The following is a 20,090-nucleotide window of genomic DNA, read 5'->3' on the forward strand; positions in this document are numbered from 1 at the left end:
CTTCCCGTCAATTTCATCTCGTAAGTGGAGCTTGGTAACCATTCAAGCATACACTAAATTTTTATTTAGATTTGATATAAATATACATATTTTTGTCGGACCCACTACAGTATATGAACAAATATTACGTTACCATTCTTTTTTTATCCCTCTCTATCGGGACTTGGGCACAAACCGGTACGATCAACGGCACCGTGCATACCGTAGACGGCCGTCCTGCAGAATCTGTAAATATTGCGGTTAAAGGCATGCATAGAGGCGCAACTGCCGACGCAAACGGTAACTACCAAATTACTAATGTACGGGAAGGAACGCAGGTTATTGTGGCTTCTTTCATCGGTTTGGAGACACAGGAACAAACGGTACGGATCCGCGAGGGGGAGACAACGGTTGTTAATTTTGTGCTCGCTGAAAACGAGGCTCAATTGCGGGAGGTGATCGTTTCTGCACAGCGGTCGCCAAACCGTAACACCCAAGTGGCTAAAATCCCGCTCAAAAATCTTGAGAACCCGCAGGTATACCATTCCGTATCCGCTGAAGTGATGAAGCAGCAGGTAGTGACTGCGTATGACGATGCCTTTCGGAATATTCCGGGAATTACACGCACTTGGGAAGCCACGGGTCGTGCAGGCGATGGTGCAGCCTATTTTGCCCTACGGGGTTTTGACGCACAGCCGGCCTTAACCAACGGACTGCCGGGATGGGCGAGCGGTAACCTGGATCCGGCCAATGTGGAGGAAATCCAGGTAATCAAGGGACCTTCAGGTACCCTGTTTGGCGGGAGCTTTTACAGTTACGGCGGGCTTATCAACACAATTACCAAACAACCGTATGACGGGTTTGGCGGCGAGGTGACCTATAATTTTGGAAGTTATGGTTTAAACCGGATCACTGCGGATATCAACACGCCTTTAAGCAAAACGGAGAAAATTACGGCGCGTGTCAATGCGGCCTACCATTCGGAGGGAAGTTTCCAGGATGCGGGCTTCAAAAAGTCGTTTTTCATCGCTCCTACGGTCGCGTATGAAGTCAATGACCGGCTCTCCTTCAACGTCATGGCTGAAATTTTAGAAGAGGAGCGGTCGGTAGCGCCGGTGTTTTTCCACTCCGATCGATTGAGTCCGCTTGACTTCCGCACCATTGAAGAACTTAACCTCAATCCGACGCTGTCATTCACCAGCAATGACATTACCATCAAGAACCCAAGATATAATCTGCAGGCGCAAATGGTTTATCAGCTGTCAGATCAATGGACTTCCCAGACGGTGGTTTCGCGGGGAACGGTCAAGTCGAACGGTTATTATACCTATATATGGGATGATGTGGCGGGCGATAATTACTTCAGCCAGTATTTCCACAAAGAACAGTTCACCCTGTATACGACCACGATTCAACAAAATTTCAACGGCGATTTCAAGATCGGTAACCTGCGCAACCGGTTGTTGGTGGGCTTGGACTATTACCGCCGCAATGCCATCGACAACGGCTCGGGGTGGGGTTGGGCGCGTAGTGTAACGCCGCAGGGTGATGTGGACTACACCGATCCGTTTACGGGTGAGGAATTGCCGCCTGTATACCTTACGCAAGCTTCCATCGAGAACCTGCTAGGGGGGTTGGAAAACACGCAGAGTAACGTCGTAAATAGCTCCTACGGTGCCTACTTCTCCAATGTACTTAATGTGACCCCCGGTCTCATGGCCATGGTGAGCCTCCGGGCCGACTATTTTGATTCCAGGGGCGAAAAAGGCACAGTGGATGACGATTATGACCAATTTGCCCTATCGCCGAAATTGGGATTGGTATACCAGCCCTGGCACGATAAGTTGTCGCTTTTCGTCAATTACCTCAATGCGTTTATTAACGTAGACCCTCAATCGGTATACGACGCGGACGGCAATTTCCTGGAAGTTAAGTCGTTCAAACCTGAGCAGGCCAACCAGTGGGAATATGGCGTGAAGGCCAATCTGTTTCGTGATAAACTCTTTGGCACCGTGTCGGTTTACGACATCCAGGTGTCGGATCGCGTGTATCCCGATCCAACCAACCCGAATAACTCGGTGCAGGGCGGCAAGGTGGGTAGCAGGGGGGTCGAGGTCGACCTGAACGCCAATCCGATACAGGGGCTGAGTTTGCTGGCAGGCTATAGCTACAACGAAACCAACGTGATCACCGGCAATGGTGAAGATTTTTATTCCGAGCCCGGGCGAAGCCCAGGCGGGCAAGGGCCGCAGCATTTGGCCAATTTTTGGGCAACCTATCGGTTCCCGGAGGGAAAGCTAAAAAATTACGGTATCGGTCTTGGAGGTAACCGTGCCAGTCGATATAAGGTGATTGACAACAGCATGACCGGCGTGTTTTATCTTCCGGCCTATACGTTGGTCAACGCTAGTTTGTTCTATAACGGTGAACGCATACGGATTACGGCCAATTTGAATAACCTGACCAACGAGCAGTACTACGTGGGTTACTGGTCGGTCAATCCGCAAAAGCGGCGCAATTTTGCTGCCAGCGTAGCCTATAAATTTTAACCCATGAAGGCACAGACAATTAATCGATGGTTCCACGTTCATAAATGGACCAGTTTGGTATGTACGCTGTTCCTGTTAATGCTTTGCATTACGGGACTGCCACTCGTGTTCTACGAAGAAATAGATCATTTTTTGCACGATGACATTGAGGCGACGCCTCCGCATGAGGGGGCACCACGCCTTTCGGCCGATGCCATACTCAGCGCGGCGATGGAGAAATTACCAGGCAAAGCGGCAAAGTATGCGTTTTGGGATGAAGACCATCATCCCGGGCAATTGTTTCTGACATTGGCCGACTCGGCCGAAGCACCGATTGAGGCCGACCACTACCTCACCATGAACCAATATACCGCCCGGGTGCTGGAAGCGGCACCCAATGAGATGGACTTCATGCTGGTTATGTATTACCTGCATGTCGAAATGCTGGCGGGCATTCCGGGGAAGTTGTTTCTCGGGTTTATGGGCGTGCTATTTATGTTGTCGATGATTTCGGGGGTGGTATTATATGGACCGATCATGAAGCGGTTTGATTTCGGAATGATCCGCACGGAAAAGTCCCGGCGGCTGCGTTGGCTTGATCTCCACAACCTGTTGGGCATTGTCACGCTTGCCTGGGCGTCTGTGGTGGGCATTTCCGGCGTCATCAACACATTGGCCGACCCCGCATTGGAAGCATGGCGCGACGGGCAGCTTGCCGAAATGGTGGCCGAATATAAGGATCAACCCAAGGTAACGGGTGAATTTGCTTCTTTGCAAGCAGCACTCGATACCGCCCGGGCCGCCGCCCCGGGAATGGATGTGTCGTTTGTGGCATTTCCAGGTACACTGTACTCCAGTAAGCATCATTATGCTGTGTATATGATCGGCAACACGCCCCTGACTTCACGCATTATCAAGCCAGCGCTTATCGATGCCAAAACCGGTCAGCTTACCGATATTCGTGATATGCCCTGGTACCTGAAAGCCATCTTTATCTCCCAGCCTTTCCACTTCGGCGACTATGGGGGTATACCCATGAAAATCTTGTGGGTGGTTTTTGACCTGCTTACCATTGTTGTTTTGATCTCCGGACTGTATTTATGGTTCGCCAGACGCAAGGCGCGTGCCGCGCAGTTAAAGCGGGTTATTCAACAGGCTGAATCGCTTACCTTATCCAGTCTACAGGAAGATGCCAACCCGTAAACAAAATACCTGGTTAACCCTTTGGGGTATGCCGCTGTTGCTATTTGCCATTACCATCGCGGGGTTGCTGCTGGCCATCATAGGTACGGGGATTTGGCATGGTCTCTCGTGGATCACCCTTTCTGTCCCGGTATATTACATGGTGAAGTACGGATGGGCTTTTTTTACCCCATCACGCCGTCGTTAGTATGTTTGCATTTGAACAGCGAGTTCGTTAGGTTTGTCCTAACGCATGCGGATATCTTTCCCATACATCATTCTCTTCTTCCATGCCATCGTATGGGCGGCCATCCTTTTCTTTCCATTTTTCATTGCTGACCCTGGCACCGGGTATGCGATTGGCTCTATTCGAGGTGTTTTTTTTACCTGGGCAGGTCTTATCCATGCGGTGATATTCTACGTCAATGCCTACGTACTTTTTCCGCAATTCTTTAACAGACGTACGTGGTGGCTGTACGTGTTATCGTCCCTTATGTTAGTGGGCTTTTCCTTGGTGTTCAAATACGCCATCCTGGATCGCTGGTTTTCCGAGGCATTGGCCAACCCGGTTACCTATCGCATCGTCTTCGCACCAAGCTTCGTTTTTTTTGCCATCAGCATCGTTTATCGCAAAATACTGGACAACATTCGCGGGGAACGCCTGCAGAAAGAAGAACGCGCGGAACGGTTGGCTACTGAACTGAAGTTCCTCCGTTCGCAGATCAACCCGCATTTTTTGTTTAACACGCTGACCAATCTGGTAGCGCTGGCGCGGAAGAAATCTGAATTGCTGGAACCCGCATTGATCCAGCTTTCTGATCTGATGCGGTATATGCTTTACGATACGGAGGGCAAGCGTGTGCCGCTTTCCAAAGAGATTACCTACTTGCGCAACTACATCGGGTTGCAACAACTCCGCTTTGACGACACCATCGATGTCTCGACAACGATCGAGCTGGCCCCCGAAGCGGGACAACACTATCTCATCGAGCCGATGCTGCTCATCCCTTTTGTGGAAAACGCCTTTAAGCATGGTACCAGCCACCTGGAGCACCCCGAGATTGCCATCCACTTATCGGAGCAGCAAGGTCAACTGGTGTTTAACGTCAGAAACCGGATAGCCCCCCCGTCGGCCGAAACCAGCAAGGACCGGGATTCCGGAATTGGCCTGGCAAACGTAAAAAAAAGACTGGATCTTTTGTACGGCGGTGCGTATCGGCTCACAATCGGCGAGCGGGAAGGTTGGTATGAGGTTACCCTTAAACTTGTGCTGTCATGATGCGGTGCCTGGCCATAGACGATGAGAAACTGGTCCGGGATCTTTTGGGGGATAACATCCGGAAGGTGCCGTATCTTCAATTGGTGGGCAGCTGTAAAAACGCGATGGAAGCCATCAATGTGCTTCAGGAGGCATCCGTTGACCTGATATTCCTTGATATCCAAATGCCGGGGCTTAGCGGACTGCAGTTCCTTCGTTCTCTTCCGCACCCCCCTTTAGCAATCTTGGTGACGGCGTATGAACGATATGCACTTGAAGGGTTTGATCTGGACGTGGTCGATTACCTTTTGAAACCCTATGCCTTCGATCGGTTCCTCAAAGCTTGCAACCGGGCGCTGGAACGCCATCAATCCCGGCAAGGTAACGCACGTTCCGCGGCGCCCGGTTCTGATCCCTTTTTCTTCGTCAACGTCGAGTACGCCCAGGTAAAAATTGTTGTCGCGGATATCCGGTACATTGAAGGGCTCAAGGATTATGTGAAGATTCACTTGGCATCAAGCGATAAGCCTGTGCTGACGCGCATGACCCTTAAATCAATGGCGGAGCGCTTGGCTGCCGCGCCATTCATCCGCACACATAAGTCGTTTTTGGTTTCCATTCCGCACGTCACCGCGATCAAGCGGGACACCCTCTATCTCGGGGAACGCGAGCTTCCTATCGGCGAAGCCTATCGGGAGCAGGTAGAGCGCATCGTCCGGCCATCCACTAACTAAGCACGTCTACACACCTCAACCGTTTGTCGCGGCAATCGGCCCGTTGGTCTACACATCCAAAATCGGATGGATGTGCATCCTAGCTTTGTTACGGAATCAAATGAAACAACGCGATGGAAACACCAAGAATCATCAGCCTCGTCTCAGTCGTGATCTTCCTGATAGGAAGCCAGGGGGCGGTGGCTCAGGATCGACCAAAGGACAAGCGTAGCGAGAAGCGCGATAGCACCGTCAGCGAGGGAAAGCCAAGAATATTGGCAGAGGTACAGGTTAGCGCCGGTACTTTCGAGGCGAGTGACAAGGCGAAAGGGGCTTCCCTTACACCGATAGATGCAGTGACCGTTGCAGGCAGCAACAACGACTTGTCGCAGGCGCTCCGCGCTTTGCCGGGTGCACAGCAGATCGGCGAACGAGAGGGACTATTTGTACGTGGTGGCACGGGAGAGGAAACCAAGCAATTCATTGACGGCATTCTGGTGAAGAACCCGAATTATCCTTCTGTACCGGGCATCCCCCAATATGCCCGCATTGATCCATTTTTGTTCAAAGGGATCCTGTTCAGTACCGGGGGCTATTCAGCCCTTTATGGCCAGGCGATGAGCAGCGCGCTGATTCTGGAGAGCATCGACATTCCCGAGGCGACCGAAGCCAGCTTCAGTATCTTTCCGGCGAATAGTGGATTGGGGTTCCAGCGGCGTGCGAACGACGGCAACAGCGGCTATGGAATCAACCTGGCATATAGCAATCACCGGTTGTACAACGCGATCGTTCCGCAGGGCCCGGAATATTTCGCCGGCCCCAGCTATTTGCAGGGCGACGCTCACTTTCGGATCAAAACAAACGAGCGGGGAATCTTGAAGTTCTACACCAACTGGAATGGCAGCGAAGTAGGACTGACCCAGCCGGATGTCGATGATCCAAACCGCCGCTCAGCGTATTTCGTGCGGGGTCGGAATACGTACAACAACCTGAATCTGGTTCGCTACTTCGGCAATAACTGGAAAATGGATGCCAGCGCCGGATACAGTTTCCTGCGTACGTCCATCCGTTCGGATCAGGCTGGCCACTCCGATCGGGATGAGCACTTCGCCCAATTGCGTACGGTTTTCTCGAAAGGCTTTGCCCGCAATCAAGCCATCCGTTTCGGTGCGGAACATTTCTTTACCCGGGAAACGGGGACTTGGGAAGACCGTCCCATCCGATTCACGGATCAGCTTACTTCGGCATTTGCGGAGGGGGACGTTTACCTTACCACACGCCTGGGGGCCAAGGTCGGTGGGCGTGTCGAACATTCATCGGCTCTGCAGCGCTGGGCATTTGCCCCACGTGTTAGCCTGGGTTACCGGCTGGGGCCGGACGGCCAGCTGAACGCAGCATATGGCATCTTTTATCAAGCGCCGTCATCGATCTACCTGTACGATCATCCGGAATTGGGATTCTCGCGGGCGGCCCACTACCTTGTCAACTACACCTATAACGGTGGCAACCGGTTTTTCCGGGCGGAAGCCTATTATAAACGGTACGACGGATTGTTACGGACCGAACCCATCCTGGCGACATCCGGCGCGGGCGATGCCAAAGGTCTCGAATTCTTTTTCCGTGATAAGCGGACGTTTGCCAACCTGGATTACTGGATTACGTATACGTATATCGATACCAAGCGCCAGTTTCTGAATTATCCAGCGCTGCTAAAGCCCACTTTTGCGGCGCCCCATACCGGCACGTTGGCAATCAAGAAATTTTTCCCGGCCCTTTCCACCAACATCAACGTGTCGTACACTTTCGCATCGGGAAGACCCTTTTACGATATCGTGCCATCACCGGGACCGGAATCCTCATCGATCCGGCATGCAGGCACGACTCGGCCCTATAGCGTGGTGAATCTGCACGTGGCCTACCTCACCAGTTTCTTCAAGCGGTCTAAGCTGAAAAACTTCTCCGGTATCGGCATGGGCGTAAACAACCTGTTGGGCACCAAACAGGTCTTCGGGTATCAGTACAGTACCGACGGACAATACCGGCAGGCCATCACCCTGCCGGCACCCCGCTACTACTACATCGGCGTGTTCATGAATTGGGGGGTGGACCGCAGAGACGACTTCATGGATAACCAACTTCTTTAGTTCACATTATCACAAAATCACAAAAGCAATGAAAAAAGTAATCATCATGCTTGTCGCGCTGATTCCGGTCAGCGGGTTCGCCCAGGATCGGGGCGGCGCAAGCACCCTGGAACAACTGGTCGCTAAATTGGATAACGCCACTACCGTGGCTGACTACGAGGTATTGGAATCGCAATTCGCGGCGCTTTCAGCGACCGACAATCAATGGTTGCCACCGTATTACGCGGCATTATGCGACGCCAACATCGGCTTCCTGCTCGAAAAAGAAGGCGACCGTATTGAACGCTACAGCGACCGTGGCCTCGAGCAATTGAAAGAAGCCCGATCACGTATTGACAGTGCAACCCAGCGGAAGGAGCTGGCTGAAGTTTATGTAGTTGCCAGCTTGCTATACCGCACGAAGGTGTTCATCAATCCAATGACCATGGGACGTAAGTACGGCCCCACGGCTGGTAAATACCTTGAGTTGGCATTGAAGCTCGACGCTGACAATCCCCGTGCCGTCTATGTAGACGCTTGGAATAAGTACCACACACCGAAGATGTGGGGCGGCGACAAGCGCCTGGCAAAAGAACTCGCCCATAAAAGTCTGGCATTGCTTGCCAAGGAAAAGCCGGGTGTTCAGCCCCATTGGGGGGCTCGCGAAAACAAGGAGTTAATAAACGATTGATCACATAAAAACGTACAACCATGTTTTTCCCATTTATTATCATCGTGCGGCTGCTGTTCGCAGCTAGCATGGTCTTCATCCTCGGCTATGTCTTTGGCGGGTTTTCGAAGAAAAGATCATTGACCCGGCTAACGAGGGTGGCAGCGATATTAATCATCGTACTGTTTGTAGCGGCAAACATTTTTTTCATGCGGCAATTGGTCCATCGGGATAGCGATGGGCGATTCGGCGGCATCTGTGTTGAGCAGCCGGACACTCGGTAAAGCGGTATGGTAGCAGGAGCCGTCTCATAGGAAATGAGACGGCTTTTTTAATCCTCAAGCCCTTTCCCGGCTAATATTTTGGGGATGTATTTTTCAATTCTTGATTCCCGGGTTTTGGATTGCTTTGCCTGCGAAAAATAAAAGATGTAAGCCCTTTGTCTGCCGGGCGTCAACGCATCGAAGGCCGCTTTGAGGGTAGCCATTTCGTCCAATTTCTTTTGGAATTCCTCCGGCACGATAAAATCTGACGTCTTTTTCAAAGGCACTTTCAAGCCCGCCTTTTCTACCTCAATCGCTTGATGCACATACGCTTTCAGTGTCTTATCCAACTCAACAATTTCCCGGACATCGGTAAACCGGATCTGACGGGTGGCTTGTACGTTTTCTGTTTGCTGGATTAATATCCCTGGGTCATCCTTCAGCAGGGCACCTTTGAAAAAAAGCAGCGCACAATATTCCTTGAATCCGTGAATAAGGACGACGTTTTTGCCTTGTAATGTGTAACAAGGCTGGCCCCATTTCAGCTCTTCGGTCAGTCCGCAATCGAGGATGATTCTTCTTAGCGCGGCGTATTCCTTCTGCCACGGCGTATCCTCGTTAAAAAACCAGTCAACTTTCGGATTTGTCGTCATGTGATTGTTATTAAACAGACCAAGATAGACAAAATCAGGAAAACAAAGCCACGAGCGGTTACAGCACGGGGATGAGGCGAACCTGCCGCAGGTCCATCAACGGTCCCTCGCGACCGGGGTCTGCCGGCACGATAGTCAAGGTGTGCTTTCCGCTGTTTATCCGTATTGTGCCGACGACTTCCCGTTTAAACGTTTCCCATCCACCCGTTTTTCCGATGGTTACCGTTTGCGCTTCGCCGTCGACAAGTACGCGAACGGTTTTGCCCGCCTCCTGGTCGGATACTGACCAGTCCATTTCGATCTGATAAGTCCTTGCCTCAGGGGCGTTGATACGCCAGCTAACGGTATCTTGATTCGTCCACCACCCAAAGGCTTTCCAATCCGGCATGTATTCGATTTTTGGCCCCAGGCCCCTACCTGAGGATGCTTTCAAGTGTATGGTTCCTTCTAAATCCGCCTGAATGGATGGGAGTTCGTGCTTCAAAAGCCGGCCATTTGTCCGGGTCGTTTCGATATAACTGGCTACTTCACCTACCGGTGCAACCCAAATATCCCCGTTGGCTTGGATGTATTCGCATAAATCTTTGAGAAAGGTCAATCTCGTAGTTTGTCCGGTAGGTTGCGGTTGTGTGTCGTGCCCAACCAGGACAAGCCATAGATTGTTTTCCCGTGCATAGCGAATCATGGGCATCAATTCGTCAAAGTCCATATCGTCCATCTTCATACCGCTTAGCTCGGCAAGATCACCATATAGGGGATCTGCAGGAGCTTCATCCAGCCATCCTCTTCCGCTTGTAAAACGGGATGCCACCAGAGGTACATAGCTTTTCTTTCCGGTTCCACGGCCAACAAAAGTCTGTCCGCACGGGTACGCAAAACTTTGTGGGGACACCCCGAGTAAATTTTCAATTTCCCGATTACACGCTGCCAACTCTTCCTCCATGTCTGCCAACGTATATTCTTCTAAAGATTTATGCCGCGACCAAAGGAAGTTGCCACTGCAAGGGTGTACCCGCGTATGGTTGCCGATTTCATGTCCCCGAGCTACCGCTGCTTTCCATTCCGCTAATTTCTCATTGACCACTTGGGGATGCACGTAGAACGTAGCACGTATATCGTGGCTGTCGAGCAGGGGGATACCATACGTTAAATTTGTTGAACGCGAATCGTCAAACGAAAGGCTAATTGCAAATTTTTTTCCTTCCGGCCAGGGGAACGTTTCCTGTCCGGTGACCACGCACGGTTCTAAAATTGTCACCAGGAACATTACCCACCCGGCCCCGGGTGCGATAGTCTGTAGATAAGATCGTCTCATAGGTTTTTTTATTGATCTAATATGCTTCGATTGCTTGCTCCCTCGATGTATCCCAGCACCGCATTGATTACATCCGTACCTGCACCGGGTTCAAACGGCGTTACCGTGGTTTCATAACCCCCTAAGGGAATCTCTTCGTCGGTCATCAGGTATCCCAGCCATCCATTGGTATAACCATAATAGAATGTGTAGGGAAATGGCGACCGGTTGCGCACTTCGTTCGAGATTTCACAGAATAACTCCAGGGGAGCGCTCCATATCATGATATCGTGGTTAATCGCTAAAAAGCGTATGGGCAGGTTAACGATCTCTGTACCTGTGCTGTTTCTACCGGTATATTTTTTCATGTAATCCGGCCACTTCAGCCCCTTCTTGCGCGGCGTCCCTACCGTGGTCTTTCCTGGATCGAGGGCGACATTCGGGCTCGATGCGGTCATTCTCGCATTGGCTTCAAGGATGCGGTCACCCAACAGCGGTTCGAATTCTTTCAGCCGGGACGGGCCGGCTTGCGTGCTATAAATAGGGGCAATGTTGCCTGCGGCCCCATTAATAAAGAGCATCATTGCCCCTGACTTTTTTTCGACATAATCCGCCACGATCCCCGGGGCATCCCCACTGATGAGCGTACATTCGCCACCGATCACGGTGCCGTGCATTGCGTAGTTGGCAATGATCGCGATGGGAGAATTATCGAGCCTTTCAATGCGCAGCATACCAATACGCCGGTCTACCGGCAGGTCTGGGTTAAGACCCAGATAGGTTTTCCCTTCGGCATCTCTTGCGCGGCGGTTGATGTTCGCATTCGAATGACCCCAGCCGACAGACAGTCGAGCAGGTTCCAATTGGTTAACAGCGTCCGCTACGGCGCGCACCAACCGGGCTTCCGTTTCTTCGGTATAGGCGGTGTCGTATTGATGTGTGTATCGATTTGGCAGAAACGCTTCCGGCAGTCCCGGGGGGCCGACTTCCGGTGCAGAATGTGTATGGGTCAGGGACCACCAGAAATTTTCCGGCGGAATTCCCAATTCATTTTCTAGTCTTTCCGCAACCCTATCGTATTCGGAAGGCGCCACCAGGCAGATATCGGATGACACAAGTACAAAGCGTGTTTTGCCGTCGTCCAACACGGCCACGCGATGATAAATGGAATCATTTACCCCTGTGGATTTCCTCGCGCCATAACCCAGCAATTGCTGGGAGGTATGAGGCGTGATGTTAACTTTGCTGACGGCCGCCCGGAATGCCTGGGGATGGGCTGTCAGTGCAAGCAAGCCGAAGAAGCTGCTGGCGAGCAATGATTTGGTGTAGTTCCAGATAATTGGTCTCATGGTTTTTACGGTTAAACGTTTTATTCGGATTGTCTGAGGTAGGACAGCAGGTCGGCCATTTGCTGTTTGTCAATTAGCTGATTGAAGCCTGCGGTCATTACGGATACCCCCATTGCCGTCAATGCATGGATTTCGTTTCTCGAGATTACACGTTCGACCGCTCCGTAATTTCGCACGGTAATGGCCGACGGTGTTTCGCTGGCAATCAGCCCTTGTAGCGTTTCACCCGATTTCAGTTCGATGTTCCAGATGTCGTATCCGTCCGCAATGGAGAGGTTCGGATTGAGGATATCAGCCATAATTGACTGCGGACGTCTATTCCGGATGGAAGCCAGATCAGGGCCATAGAAGACGCCGTTTTTACCGCCAATCTGGTGACACATGGCGCAATGGACGGCAAACAATTGCTTTCCGTTTTCGGGATTTCCTGTCAAGGTAAGCGCTTCCTGGTAGGTCTTGATCACCTCTTGATGGGACGCATTTTTATCGGCTAGTAAGTCTCTCGCCCGGTTTCGCAAGTGTTCATTTCCGTTGGCCATGAGGCCGACCTGCCGGGGCCAGCTGATTACCGATGGGTCGACGACACCCGCTTCAAGCGCATCAAGCAACTGCGAAATTCGCGGTTCGCTGCCCAAGAACGTGCCGATAGCCTGTTCCCGGAGGCTTGGCGTAAGACTGGCCCACCTTTTTATGAGAAAGCCGGAAACGGTAGTGTCGGGAATGCTGCTAAGGGCATTAAGCGCGGCGGATTGCACGGAGATAGGCTCTGCCGGCGTAATCAGGTTTTGTAGGATTTCCACATACTTTTCCGGACCGCTGATGGTTAGCAATTCCATGCTTTCCGCCCTTTTTTCCGCGTCCAACGCAGTATTTTGCAGGTTAGCCACTGCCTTCGCTATTGCGTCGGCAGTCCCTTCGTTTTCCGGTAGGCCAATCACTCGCAGGAGGTTCATCGCGGAACGGCGAAGTGCGGCGTCCGGACTGTTGAGCGCAGTGGCAAGCAGCCGTTCCCGTTCGGGTGCCAGCGTGTTTTTGTCTGCCGCCCGATTTCTTAGACTCTGTGTCAGACCTGCCAAAGCCGCGGTAGCCCAATGCGGTGTGTTGCCCGGCACCAGCGCCCTATTGATTAACAATTTGATGGTAGGCATATTTCCGGTAGCCCCCGTCAGGTTGCTAAGCCGCTCAATGAGCGAGGCATATTGCGTGTCTCCCGGGCGGGATCTTTGTAACACCTCTTCCAAAAGATTATCTTCGCCAAAGGGGGTCGCTGATAGGGTTGCAATCTGCATCCATCTGTCGTCCAGGTTTTCGAAAAGCAGATCTTTCCTTGTTTTTGCGGCGATGGGGGTGTCGACAAAGCCGAGGGAAGCCAGCAGCTGGAACCGGACTTTGGGCGAACTGTCATTTTTGAGTTTGATCAGTTCGGCAACCACCCGGTCCGTTTCGGCGCTTTTCTTCATAAGGAAACGATCTTCCGACATGCGAATGGCGTTCTCCCTGACTCCAGCCTCCGTGTCATGAAGGCCCTGTATCAATACCTCGCTGGTTAATGCATCCATGCCGTGTAACGTCCATAGGGCATGAAGGCGGGCTAGCGGGCTTTCGGCCGATCCCACGAGTTTTTCAAGCAGCGGAATGGCGGCTTTGTCTTTTCGGTCAACCAGCAAACGTTGTGCATGGCCACGCCACCAAGCATTTGGGCTGGCCAGGTGGTCTACCCACTCCTGCAGGTGACCATCTCCCAACTTGAGGCGATTACTCCAATTCAGCTTGGGGGTTCCTTTTGGCGTGATGCGGTATATTCTTCCCTGATCGATTCCGTTATAGATGGCTCCGGATTTAGCAACATCGTCCGCCATCCATTCCGGATGTTCAATAATTTGCCGATAATAGTCTACGACATACAAAGCGCCATCGGGACCGACGTACAGGTTTACTGGCCGAAACCAAGCATCGGTAGACGCCAGGAACTCCTTTTTTTCAAAAAGCCTGCTGGCGGTAAAGGTAACCCCCCGGTCACGAAGCACGTCGGCATGCACCAGATTTCCGACAGGTTCGGCAACAAAGGTGACGCGATCGTATATCGACGGAAATAGCCCTCCGGTATACGAGGTAATACCGCAGGCTGCGGTAAAAACCCCTACGTCGGTCAGCAATTGATGTTCCGGATTTTTGGTAATGGGATACACGTCGGCCGCATTGCCGTGATCCGAGATCGACTCGATGGTATTGGAAATCAAAAGCGCCTCGTTTCGCCGAAGATACCGGTCTTTGAACACCTCCTGATAGATGTGATGGGCATTGCTGACCAGGAAACGGCGGCCCCAGGGATCGAAGGTATGCCCAAATTGGGTCTGGCTCGAGAGGTTCTCTAGCAAGACTTTGTCGGGATTAAACCGTACACTGCGTCCCAAGGCGTTTTCCGGAAGTTTCGGACCGTCAGCATGGGCCGGAAAATATACGTCGCTTCCGCGGTCACTGAAATAATCGGTATACACCTTGGCCGTTGCCGCGGGTTCGTGCCCCAAATAGATCCAGTTATCCAGTCCCAACAACGGGTTGTTCACGTTGTGCTGTGGATTAGCAAGGGCAAATCCGGTTAACATCACCTCTTTTACATCCGCCTTGCCATCGCCGTCGGTATCCTCAAAATACCATATGTCGGGCGCGTCGGATACCAGAATGCCTTTTTTCCAGCGCATAACGCCGGTCGGAAGGACCAGATTGTCGGCAAAAACGATACTTTTATCCATTTTTCCATCGCCATCCGTGTCTTCTAAAAGTTTAACGCTGCCGGATCCTTCCTTATCGAGCGGGTATCCGTGCATTTCCACTACATACAAGCGCCCGTATTCATCGATTTCCATGTCGACCGGATCGGAGACGAGAGGTTCAGCTGCGATCTGTTCAATTTGGAAGCCCTCCGCAACCTCAAAGGTGGCCAGGGATTCTTCGGGTGAGAGGCCGCGAACGGTCGCGGGTTGTTTCTGGCATCCCGTGCTCACGATCGCCATGAGACTGCCAATGAGTAAAATGTATTTCGACTTCATGAAGAACAATTAGTAATTCGGATTTTGAATCAGCTGCTGATTTCGGTCGATGGCATCCTGCGGAATCGGCAGCAGATAGTTTTTAGCGGGATCAAATGAACGTTGGCCTCCCGGTGCCGGAACGTTTTTGTAGGTCCATTCACTTCCTTTCCGCTCAATCACGGTGGCATGCAACGTTCCATTTAAGTTCTTCTCTGCCAAACGAAGCCGTATCAGATCATACCAGCGTTTCTCTTCGAAAGCAAGTTCGACTCTCCGTTCCCGATGAATTGCCGTTCGCATGGCCTCTTTGCTCAGCCCCTCCCGAAGGGGAGGAAGTTCGGATCTTTCCCGCACGCTGTTTACTGCGGCGTATACCGACTCATCCGGTCCGAAGGCCTCGTTTTGCGCCTCGGCATAACTTAGGAGTACTTCCGCAAACCTAAAGATAATAAAATTACCGCTATTTTGCTGATTCGGCCCATTGATTGCATAATTCGGATTTAGGCCTTTTCGCAATGAATACCCGGTATTTGTGGCTTCATTGATATCGCTCAGATCCGTCGCATTCGGGCTTCCTACGCCTTGTTTCATGACCATCTCGAATCCCAACCATTCGCTTCCGTCGTAAATGATCGACTGATAGAACCGCTTTTCCCTGCCTTCATAAGGATGCTGCGGATCGTATCCCGAAGCGGCGTCATCGATGGGAAGTCCATTGGCCATTGCATATTCATCTACCAATTCCTGGGTTGGGTTCACATTCCCCCATGAACGTTGGATGCCTCCTACCATCCAGGGACCCTGGAGTCCCTCTCGACTGCTCCCGAGCGCCGTTCCCCCTAGGTACTGCTTGTCAAAAATCACTTCCACATTGTTGTTGTTCTCTTCAAAATGCAGGGCATTATAGTCGGGAAAAAGGCTGTAAACGTCTAAATCAATGACTTGTTTATGGGTATGGGCGGCGGTTTCCCAGCGAGCCGATTCATTTCCCGGGTTGTAAATGGGACTGGCCCAGACCAATTCACACCACCCTTTGAGTGTCAGCGCTGCTCCGCGGGTTGCTCTTCCGGCATCCGAGCTCAACGGTAGGTCGCCTGCGATGGCCGAACACTCGTCGGTGATGAACGTAAACGTTTCTTCCGCTGTATTCCGGGGTCTGAAAACGGCATCTCCCTGTTCCGACATATTCAGGACATCAGTAACGATGGGTACGCCCCCGTGGTACATCCAAAGTAACATGTAGTAATACGCCCTTAAAAAGCGCGCCTCAGCCAGTCGTTGTTTTTTCCAATCGTCCGGGAGTGTGGAAGCGGTCACGTTTTCGATAAAAAGATTTGCTCGCCGTATGTTGGCGTAGTGCCCCCATTGACTGGGTGAATTGTTTGGCGCGTATTGGGATAATGCCATCAAATTCCGGCTTGTGGGCCCAACCCTGCTGGCCATGGCATTATCCGTCCAGTTTTCGCCCGGGTCGTCAGTCGTAAACGGACCCGGCAGTCCGGCATATACATTGTTTAAAAACAGATCGGCATTCCCCGAAGAGCTCCACAATGCATCATTGGCTATCTGACTTTTTGACGTGACTTCCAGAAAATCGCTGCAGGCATTCAGTACCGTTAGCGCTAGGATTACGGATAGTAACTTAATTATGGTTGTTTTCATGATCGTTTCCCTAATGAGTTATAGACTGAGGTTAACGCCGAAAGAAATTACTTTCTGTTGCGGATACGTGTTATAATTGGACTCGGGATCCCAGTAAACCATCGCTGTCCAGGTAAACATGTTTTGACTGGAAACGTAGAGGCGGGCCTGTTGGAACCCGATTTTGTTGACCAGCGATTCCGGCAGCTGATAACCCAATGTTAGGTTTTTCAATCGCAGGTAACTTGCGTCCCTCATCCAGAACGAGGACGTTTGTGTGTTATTGGCCGTTGGTGAACCGGTCAATCTGGGGTGTTTCGCATCCCGGTTATCCGGTCGCCAATAGTCAAGATTCTCTTCGTAGGCATTCATGCCGTTGAAAAACGCCCAGATCATGGCAGAACCGTGGTACAGATTTGTTTTGCTCACCCCCTGAAACAAGGCTTCAATCGACCAATTTTTATACCGAAGCGTTGGGGAAAGGCCATAGATAATGCGGGGCGACTGGTTTGGGTCGCCGATAGGCACTTCATCGTTGACGTCAATCCGCCCGTCCGCATTCACATCCTCGTAGCGAATGTCTCCCGGTTGCACGGCTCCCCAGGGTTGGGTTGCGATCCCGGGTTTGAGGGTACCATCGCTTTCAAAGTCCTCCGGTTGGAAAAAGCCAAGGGCATGATAGCCGAACTGGGTACCTAACGGGCGCCCTGTCCTTCTGCGGTTGGGATTGTTATAGGTCACCGTGTTCTCAAACGTCTGAAGTAGCCGGTTCTTTGCATAAGTGAACGTACCGTTGACTTGCAAGAACAGGTTGTCGTTAGGACGGTAGTTAAATCCCATGGCAAGCTCAAATCCTTTGTTTTCCATAATCCCGGCGTTGACCTGGCTTAAGCCTATGCCATATTCCAGGGGTGTGACCACATCTGGAGCCACCAACATATTGGAACGCTTTTCATAGAAATAGTCGGCTTCAAGCTGAATGAGGTTGTTCAAAAGAGAGATTTCCAGTCCCACATCCGTTTTCTTTGCCCGTTCCCAGGTAATGTTGGGATTCGGCTCTGCCCTTTCACTGACAATCTGAACCGCGTTGCCTCCCAGTTTGTATCCCGGCCCACTCACATTGTACGTGCTCAGGTATTGAAATGCGCTCCCGGCCAATGCGCCCACCTCGCCGTAAGAGGCCCGTATTTTTAGGTTATCCAGCCAAGATAGTTTGTTTTTCAGAAAATTTTCTTCCGAAAGCCGCCATCCAGCTGAAAAAGCGGGGAAGAAACCGAATCTTTTCTCGGGAGCAAAGAAATAGTGCCCATCGTATCGGCCACTCGCTTCCACCAAATATTTCCCCGCATAGTCATACGCTACGCGATATACCAAACCAATCTGACGCGCTTGTGCCGACGTGCCACTGGTAGTCATATCGGCGGAAGACGAACTGCCCATATCGATTTCATCGATGGAAAGGCTATAGTTCCGTCGTGTAGCCCCTAAGCTCCAGGAATTGTTGGCTCGGGCTTCAAACAATCCTAGCACGCTTACCTGATGTGACCGGAAGGATTTCAAGTAGTCCAATCCAGCTTGGTAGGTGAACTGCTGGGTTTGTCCTGCATTGTGTCTGATTGACGGTTTGGTTTCGCCAAAAATACCGTTGGTTATAACATGCGGTTCCTGGCTCGTATCGATCGTTGCCAATCGTACCGGAGTAGCCCAGCCTTTGACGTTGGTAAACGTAGGGTCGTATGCAATCGTACCCCTCAGTTTCAGTCCCGGAAAAGGGAGTTGTTGTTCAATGTTCAATTGCGTGAATATTCCGGTTGAACGGTCTCTCAGGTAGCCGCTTCCAAATATGGCACCCATCGCATGGCGTCCATACATCCCATTGCTGAAAACCATGGGCCCAAATCCCGGGTGTGCATATCCGATCAGTTCCATGATCCGCGCGGTAGCATTTGCCGGCATGTCCGAATTTGGGTAATTTCCGTTATTTATCCTTCCATTCAGATTCAGGGAGACGGTCGTGTAATCGCTGACTTTACCTTCGATATTGAGGTTCAGGTTGTAGCGGTTTGAAAAGGCCGTATTCCACATTCCCTGTTGGTATAAATAGCCCAGGCCTGCGTAGTATTTGATGCGATCCGTTCCTCCGGTCATTTCCAAATTATGGTAGGTCATGGGCGAGTTGTCGGTAATGACAAAATCAAGCGCGTAATCCGGGGAATAAACGTCTGGCTCTGAGCCGTCGGCAAATTTCCGGAGTGCTTCTTCAGAATAGGGCAGGGGTAAGCCCTCGCTCTTTGCAATCTCATTTTTTAGCATGGCAAATTGAACCGAATTCACGTACTTGGGCAGGGTCGTGGGATTCTGGAAGCCAACGTAACCGTTGTAGGCAATCGTTGTTTTGCCTGACTGTCCCTTTTTGGTGGTAACCAGCACTACGCCGTTTGCGCCTGCGACCCCATATGGGGCCACTGCGGCGGCGTCTTTCAACACGGTGAAAGACTCAATCGCATTGGGATCCAGTTGCTGGAAATTACGGGGGATACCATCCACAATCAGCAGCGGCTGGTTCGCCCCCATCGTCGAAATTCCGCGGATGAAAATATTGGAACCATCGCGCCCCGGTTCTCCCGATCCCTGTTTTACAATGACACCCGAAAGCCTTCCTCCCAAATTATTGCTGAGGTTAGCGGTGGGTACATTTTTTATTTGTTCCGCTTTCATGGTGGACACGGCGGCGGTCACCGAGGTTTTTTTCTGCGTTCCATATCCCACCACGATTACTTCGTCGAGGTCGCTGACAGTCGCTTCCAGCGAAACATCGATGACGGTTTGGCCAGCAATCGGCAATTCCGAGGGTTTGAAACCCATAAGTGAAAAGGAGAGCGTAGCGTCGTCGGTTGGCGCAGCAATCGCATAGCGTCCGTCGGAATCCGTGGTGGTGGCCACATCCGCTCCTTTAACCCGTACCGTTACCCCCTCCAGCGGCTCGCCGTCGTGATCGCTCACACGGCCTGTAATCGTATGCTGTTGGCCGACTTTGAGGGGAGTATGCGTTTGATGATACGTGCGCTTACTGGACCGCGTAATGACAATCGTTTTATCCTCGACATACCAGTCGAGGTCTTTTTTGCTGAGGATGGCGTCCATCGTCTCCGACAAATCCGCTTGCTTCACATTCACGCTGATCCGCGTCGTGGCAATTTGATTTCCCAGAAAGAAAAACGAGTACCCCTGCTGTTGCTGGATTTTGTTCATCACCTCTTGCAGTGTCGCATTGCGAGCACTCAGTGTGATTCGCTGGGCATACGTTTCTGCGATTGTTTGCAGTGTCAACGCCACGGTAAAAAAAACCGTTAATTTCATGATTAGAATAAACCGGTATCTAAAGGGACAGGCGTCCCTCTTCAC

General features: G+C 51.5%; 14 protein-coding genes. 8 read left to right on the forward strand and 6 right to left on the reverse strand.

Annotated elements, in window-relative coordinates; translation table 11 throughout:
- Positions 1 to 113 precede the first annotated feature (113 nt).
- The 8 genes from ACFQRK_RS11645 (at position 114) to ACFQRK_RS11680 (ending at position 8,737) form a co-directional block, all read left to right on the forward strand.
- Positions 114 to 2,528 carry a TonB-dependent receptor domain-containing protein gene (locus tag ACFQRK_RS11645; RefSeq protein WP_379006770.1) on the forward strand — a complete coding sequence of 805 codons (2,415 nt, stop codon included), beginning with the start codon at positions 114 to 116 and terminating at the stop codon, positions 2,526 to 2,528.
- A 3-nt stretch (positions 2,529 to 2,531) separates the two neighbouring features.
- The gene (locus tag ACFQRK_RS11650) at positions 2,532 to 3,710 is read left to right on the forward strand and encodes a PepSY-associated TM helix domain-containing protein (RefSeq protein WP_379006772.1); all 1,179 of its coding nucleotides are present in this window, start codon (positions 2,532 to 2,534) and stop codon (positions 3,708 to 3,710) included.
- A gap of 28 nt (positions 3,711 to 3,738) precedes the next feature.
- On the forward strand, positions 3,739 to 3,897 hold the full coding sequence (locus ACFQRK_RS11655; protein ID WP_379006774.1) for a hypothetical protein: 159 nt from the start codon (positions 3,739 to 3,741) through the stop codon (positions 3,895 to 3,897).
- Positions 3,898 to 3,942: 45 nt separating this feature from the next.
- Positions 3,943 to 4,968 (forward strand): sensor histidine kinase, encoded by a 1,026-nt coding sequence (locus tag ACFQRK_RS11660; protein WP_379006776.1) that lies wholly within the window; start codon positions 3,943 to 3,945, stop codon positions 4,966 to 4,968.
- Positions 4,965 to 5,681, forward strand: a complete 717-nt coding sequence (locus ACFQRK_RS11665) for a LytR/AlgR family response regulator transcription factor (protein WP_379006778.1) — start codon at positions 4,965 to 4,967, stop codon at positions 5,679 to 5,681. The genes ACFQRK_RS11660 and ACFQRK_RS11665 overlap by 4 nt, the downstream gene beginning before the upstream one ends.
- A gap of 113 nt (positions 5,682 to 5,794) precedes the next feature.
- Positions 5,795 to 7,804 (forward strand): TonB-dependent receptor plug domain-containing protein, encoded by a 2,010-nt coding sequence (locus ACFQRK_RS11670; RefSeq protein WP_379006779.1) that lies wholly within the window; start codon positions 5,795 to 5,797, stop codon positions 7,802 to 7,804.
- A gap of 28 nt (positions 7,805 to 7,832) precedes the next feature.
- Positions 7,833 to 8,474: a hypothetical protein gene (locus ACFQRK_RS11675; protein WP_379006780.1), complete on the forward strand. Its 642-nt coding sequence runs from the start codon at positions 7,833 to 7,835 to the stop codon at positions 8,472 to 8,474.
- A gap of 20 nt (positions 8,475 to 8,494) precedes the next feature.
- Positions 8,495 to 8,737 (forward strand): hypothetical protein, encoded by a 243-nt coding sequence (locus tag ACFQRK_RS11680; protein ID WP_379006783.1) that lies wholly within the window; start codon positions 8,495 to 8,497, stop codon positions 8,735 to 8,737.
- A 47-nt stretch (positions 8,738 to 8,784) separates the two neighbouring features.
- Here ACFQRK_RS11680 and ACFQRK_RS11685 read toward each other — a convergent pair whose 3' ends face one another.
- The 6 genes from ACFQRK_RS11685 to ACFQRK_RS11710 are packed head-to-tail and all read right to left on the reverse strand — an operon-like array spanning position 8,785 to position 20,045.
- On the reverse strand, positions 8,785 to 9,369 hold the full coding sequence (locus ACFQRK_RS11685) for a YdeI family protein (protein ID WP_379006785.1): 585 nt from the start codon (positions 9,367 to 9,369) through the stop codon (positions 8,785 to 8,787).
- A gap of 58 nt (positions 9,370 to 9,427) precedes the next feature.
- The gene (locus ACFQRK_RS11690) at positions 9,428 to 10,684 is read right to left on the reverse strand and encodes a polysaccharide deacetylase family protein (protein ID WP_379006788.1); all 1,257 of its coding nucleotides are present in this window, start codon (positions 10,682 to 10,684) and stop codon (positions 9,428 to 9,430) included.
- A gap of 8 nt (positions 10,685 to 10,692) precedes the next feature.
- Positions 10,693 to 12,012, reverse strand: coding sequence for a neutral/alkaline non-lysosomal ceramidase N-terminal domain-containing protein (locus tag ACFQRK_RS11695; RefSeq protein ID WP_379006791.1), 1,320 nt, complete (start codon positions 12,010 to 12,012; stop codon positions 10,693 to 10,695).
- 20 nt (positions 12,013 to 12,032) lie between these two features.
- Positions 12,033 to 15,062, reverse strand: coding sequence for a PVC-type heme-binding CxxCH protein (locus tag ACFQRK_RS11700; protein WP_379006793.1), 3,030 nt, complete (start codon positions 15,060 to 15,062; stop codon positions 12,033 to 12,035).
- 9 nt (positions 15,063 to 15,071) lie between these two features.
- Positions 15,072 to 16,706 carry a RagB/SusD family nutrient uptake outer membrane protein gene (locus tag ACFQRK_RS11705; protein WP_379006795.1) on the reverse strand — a complete coding sequence of 545 codons (1,635 nt, stop codon included), beginning with the start codon at positions 16,704 to 16,706 and terminating at the stop codon, positions 15,072 to 15,074.
- Between the two features lie 18 nt (positions 16,707 to 16,724).
- Entirely contained in the window at positions 16,725 to 20,045 is a 3,321-nt protein-coding gene (locus ACFQRK_RS11710) for a TonB-dependent receptor (protein ID WP_379006797.1), read from the reverse strand.
- Positions 20,046 to 20,090: the final 45 nt, after the last annotated feature.

Source organism: Parapedobacter sp. GCM10030251 (assembly GCF_042666505.1).
GTDB lineage: Bacteria > Bacteroidota > Bacteroidia > Sphingobacteriales > Sphingobacteriaceae > Parapedobacter.